The sequence below is a fragment of the Mesorhizobium sp. M7D.F.Ca.US.004.03.1.1 genome, assembly GCF_003998635.1.
In the GTDB taxonomy this organism is placed as follows: Bacteria; Pseudomonadota; Alphaproteobacteria; order Rhizobiales; family Rhizobiaceae; genus Mesorhizobium; species Mesorhizobium loti.
Map to the genome: position 1 here is coordinate 1 of NZ_RZQG01001382.1, position 1,105 is coordinate 1,105.

General features: G+C 57.1%; 2 protein-coding genes. Both read left to right on the forward strand.

All coding sequences use genetic code 11. The features are described 5' to 3' along the window. Positions 1 to 507 precede the first annotated feature (507 nt). Positions 508 to 753: a DUF982 domain-containing protein gene (locus EN935_RS37260; RefSeq protein ID WP_127374303.1), complete on the forward strand. Its 246-nt coding sequence runs from the start codon at positions 508 to 510 to the stop codon at positions 751 to 753. A 63-nt stretch (positions 754 to 816) separates the two neighbouring features. Next, on the forward strand, positions 817 to 1,105 hold a 289-nt coding region (locus EN935_RS37265; RefSeq protein ID WP_281040413.1), incomplete at its 3' end, for a transaldolase family protein.

A 1,105-nucleotide genomic window follows, 5' to 3' on the forward strand; every position in this document is an offset into this window, starting at 1 on the left:
CATATAGACTTTTGGTGGCGTCTTCTTGGTTCGGTGCTTGGGACATGGGTGGCTCCTTTCCTATGCACTCGGTTCGCAATCCGCGATTGCAAGCATCGCGACTAAGGCCGAAGTTCAGCGCTGCGCGGCCAACTGCGCCAGCGGACGTTCCGGACCCAACGGTAAGTGCGGCAGCCAGTGTGCGCCCTTTACATCAAGACAACAGACGGTCATTCGCGGGGATATCACCCTCGATAGCGATTTGGCCCCCGACATTGCTCGGCGCTTCTATCGACTAACAAACTGCGTTGTGTTCCGCAGATAACTCCTTCCCGATCAGAGTTGCAAGAGATGAGCGCATTCGGTCCGCTCTTCCAGACCAGCGCCTACTTGCTGCCTGCGCGACCGCTCTCAACGCACCGCTGCTATTCAAAAACCTGGGGTTCACGCAAGGGTGATGGCTGTCGATGAAACTTCGCCTGACGAGGCGCGTTGTGAGAGTTCAGCCAATTCGAGGCGGGCCGCCCCATGTATGATGCGTGGTTTTCCAAGCCAATATCTGTTGCCACCGGCATAAGCGGTGACATCCGAAACCTGACCAACGCTCGACAAGCTTTTGACCTGCTTAACGACCATTGGCGTGACGGAGGTAGCGATAAGCACCGATCCGCGAAACGGGCATGCCAGCAGGCCTTGAACGTCAGTGTTTCGGCTGACGTCGCGAGAGACGCATTCATCGACGCAGCGCGGGAAGCGCGCATATTGGTCGAGTGAACTGCGCGCACCATATGAGACTGGCGAGGGTGAATCACTTTCTCGCCCACCAGCGAGGTCGCCATGAACGTAACAACCCGATTGCATGAACTCGGCCAAAGCCTCTGGCTGGACAACATCACCCGCGATCTGCTGAGCAGCGGCACCCTTCAGCGCTATTGCACCGACTTTTCGGTGACGGGATTGACGTCGAACCCCACGATTTTCGATGAGGCGATTAAAAACAGCACAGCTTACGACGAGGCCCTTCATCGAAAAGCCAGAGAAGGGAAAGCGGGCGAGCAGCTATTTTTCGAATTGGCGCTCGAAGACCTGACGCAGGCCGCGGCACTCTTCTGGCCGGTCCATGAAG

Coding starts and splice junctions, on each gene's coding strand:
- EN935_RS37260 (WP_127374303.1), top strand. CDS start 508: ATGTATGATGCGTGGTTTTCCAAGCCAATATCTGTTGCCACCGGCATA.